The following is a 3,360-nucleotide window of genomic DNA, read 5'->3' on the forward strand; positions in this document are numbered from 1 at the left end:
CCGAAAACGATGGCCGGAATCGAATGGAATCCCTGGCCGGAATCAATTGGAATGGGTGGCCGGAATGAAATGGAATCACCGGCCGGAATCCCCTGGAATCAGTGGCCGGATTGCTCTGGAATACTCATTTGGCACGAAACCACTGGTTTTCGGCAATCATGACAAAGAAAACGATGTTATCACCTTGAGTTATCAATGTCGAGAGGAAAGGCAAGGTATGCGTTTGTATATTGACGGCTCTGTAATTGATACCATGCCGGAAGCGGCAGACTACCAAGTCTCTGTGGGAATTAATGCTCCTGAGGTAAATGAAGGGGGAGCAAGAGCTAAAGGTCTGCCGGTCCTTGAGGAGAGTCAAAATGTCAAGATCGGTTTAGCTGTTGACCAAATAGCAGATGTCGATCAACGGAGTGAAAAGTTCACTGTCGTCGGTTCACTGGCTCTTATGTGGACCGATCCGAATCTGGCCTTTAGCCCTGACAGTTGTAAATGCGCCGTCAAAAAAATGGAACTAAGTGACCTCAAGGCATATGCTTCAAAAAATGACATTTTGCTCCCCTCTTTCACTTTTTTTAACCAACAGGGAAAACGTTGGTCACAAGGGGAGATGGTTCTTTTGGAACCATCGGGCCGAGTAACATACAGTGAAAGGTTCACCGTGACCCTTCAGGCACCTGGTTTTGATTTTAGGGCTTACCCTTTTGATCGTCAACGCTTCAACATTCGCATCGATCTCTCCCACCCAACTGAAATTTTTATGTTTGAGGGTATTGAACGATCTGATAATGCCCTAGGTGATGCGCTTGGGGAGGAAGAGTGGTCTGTCATTTTTTATGAACAAAAAGTAGAATCCGTCCCTTTCACAAAAGGTTTTAAAAAATCAAGGTTTACTATGGTGATGGAAGTAAAGCGCCATTTGAACTTTTATATTTATAGAATCATGTTTCCCTTGCTTCTGATTATATCCGTATCATGGGTTATTTTTTTTCTGAAAGATTACGGACGTCAACTTGAAGTAGCCAGCGGTAATCTTCTAGTGTTTGTGGCCTTTAATTTTACGATATCGAATGATCTTCCACGCCTTTGTTATCTGACCTTGCTTGATCGAGTGATTGTCAACAGCTTTTGCTGTGCAGCTTGCGTTGTTTTGATAACTGTTTGCCAGAAACGTCTAGAAGCTAGAGGGCGTAAAGACATAGCATCCAAAGTTGATTATATTGTTCTTGTAACCTATCCACTACTATATATATTTCTCGCCCTTTATGAATACATAAAAGTGACCTATAAAATGTAGACACTTTCGATAGTACTAAACATTAATCTGTGTGTTCTTTTGAATTAATAGTTAAAGGTGTGCTGATTAGACTTGGTAAAGTGTTGCTATCTTGTTTCAAAGAGCTTTTTTTCTATGTTTTTATACCATTAATTTAAAAACGAAGGTAAGGCTTTATGAAAATCGAATCTGTTAAAGACTCTTCAGCAGGAGCTGGGTGGAGAATAAAAATAGGATTTACCGTTTTCATACTCAGTATTACTTGGCCTGTCCTTATACCTGTTTTACCATTTATTGGATTTTCCAATAAATCAGTCGCTGCGGTTACAGGGTTCATGTTTGTGGTGGCCGAAGTAATGATGATAACAGCTGCCGCAATTGCAGGGAAAGATGGTTTTGCCTATATCAAGCTAAAAGTGTTTAGCTTTTTTAAATTGTATACTCCATCACGGGGCGTCAGCGTTACGCGGTACAGGATTGGCTTGATCATGTTCACAGTCCCGTTGTTTTATTCCTTTCTTTCTCCTTACATCGAATATTATTGGCCTGGTTTCGGGGAATATCGAATAATTAATGCGATTGCTGGAGATTTTTTATTGTTAGTGGGCCTATTCCTTCTTGGCGGCAATTTTTGGGAAAAACTACAATCACTTTTTATCCATAAGGCTATTGTCACTGTTTCCAACGATCATGAAGAAGGTTTATGAGGCTGGCATTATTCTCTTGTATTCATGGTAATTAGGGGTAGCAAATTCACCATTCCTAAAAATGACCCTCAAGCAATGGCTTTGGGGGCAGTAACCGCCTGATGTCGACAGACCGCGATGAAAGAATGAAACAACTGAAGAAGATCGAGATTTACCCTTGGGCCGAGCGCAAAAATCCGCGTCCGCGCGGCTACATTACCCCTGGCGGAAAACACTGGCTGGCAGCACATCCACGTGGAATGGAATATTGGGAACGACTGGCGGATGTCGTCAACCGCGAGCCTGTATTCGAGCGTGATCGTTTCTTCATGGCCATGTTAAAAGAACTCGGCATCGAAAAAGGCAAGCCATTCCAGCCAACCGAACGCCAACAGAAAATTCTTACCGACGCAGCGCTCGTGGGAGAGAGCATGGCCAAGGCAAACAACTTTGCCAAGCGCTTGAAGACCGGAAAGTACGTTAAAGGATCCCATTGGTATTTCGCCACGGTGGCCTTCCCCGACCAGAAAGCCGAGAACTATGACCAGCTCGACGAGCGTGCCGCCTGGTTCTACGAAGCGGTGACTAACAATGCAGCCATGCACGGCCAACGCACCGGTAAGGGACAGGTCTATATGGCCTCCAACAAAGACAAGGGCGGTGACTGGCTCGACGGCGGCAGGAATTATGTCCTGCACGTTCCACCCGATGCCCCGGCGGAAACTTTCTGGTCCATCACCCTCTATGATGTTGCTACCCGGTGCCTTCTGCAGAACGAGCAGAAGATCGCCGACCGGTCCTCGCGCATGGACCTGATCAAGAATGCGGACGGCTCAGTAGATATTTATATGGGGCCGGATGCGCCCAAGGGCAAGCAGAAGAACTGGATTCCAACTGTACCAGGTAAGGCGTGGTTTCCATATTTTCGTCTTTATTCGCCCAAAAAAGCTTTCATGGATCGCAGTTGGATTTTACCTGATATTGAGAAAAACAGATAAATCAGATATTGGCTCCGTCAAACGCTGTAGATCAGTCGACAACAAAGGAAGCATGACTGATTTACAGCTTTAGTATTGCTAACCAGAAGGTATTTGTTTCCGTAAATAAACTGATTAGAGGTGCCTTTTGTTAGTCAGCAGGAACACACAATGATAAAGCCTATTATTGCCAATGTTAACCATTTAAGCAACCTCGCAACATAATTCCTGTGCAGTTACCGTTTGGGTTTGAACTTCGATTTGACCCATCGAGCATACCGGAAAAATCCCACCTTCACAGTTTGTATACGTAACAACCCTGTTTTTTCCTGTTGATTTAGATGGTTACCTACAGCTAATTTTTCTCATTATATCCTTGTAAGTCAAGATTTATCTCCGAACTGAGCGGAGTCAGAGGCCGCTT

The 3,360-nt window shown here is 44.1% G+C and carries 3 protein-coding genes; all 3 read left to right on the forward strand.

Features of this window, described 5'->3' with window-relative positions; all coding sequences use genetic code 11:
- Positions 1 to 1,294: ligand-gated ion channel (locus tag JWH17_RS22930; protein ID WP_205225031.1), on the forward strand; the 1,294-nt coding region annotated here is incomplete at its 5' end.
- Between the two features lie 155 nt (positions 1,295 to 1,449).
- Complete coding sequence (locus JWH17_RS22935) at positions 1,450 to 1,980, forward strand: transporter suffix domain-containing protein (protein ID WP_205225032.1); 531 nt, start codon at positions 1,450 to 1,452, stop codon at positions 1,978 to 1,980.
- A 125-nt stretch (positions 1,981 to 2,105) separates the two neighbouring features.
- Positions 2,106 to 2,957 (forward strand): DUF1214 domain-containing protein, encoded by an 852-nt coding sequence (locus JWH17_RS22940; protein ID WP_205225033.1) that lies wholly within the window; start codon positions 2,106 to 2,108, stop codon positions 2,955 to 2,957.
- Positions 2,958 to 3,360 lie beyond the last annotated feature (403 nt).

The sequence above is a fragment of the Desulfogranum marinum genome (assembly GCF_016918565.1).
GTDB classification, from domain to species: Bacteria; Desulfobacterota; Desulfobulbia; order Desulfobulbales; family Desulfobulbaceae; genus Desulfogranum; species Desulfogranum marinum.

Excerpts from the sequence above, each read along its gene's own strand:
- JWH17_RS22940 (WP_205225033.1), top strand. The coding sequence starts at position 2,106 with ATGAAACAACTGAAGAAGATCGAGATTTACCCTTGGGCCGAGCGCAAA.
- JWH17_RS22935 (WP_205225032.1), top strand. The coding sequence starts at position 1,450 with ATGAAAATCGAATCTGTTAAAGACTCTTCAGCAGGAGCTGGGTGGAGA.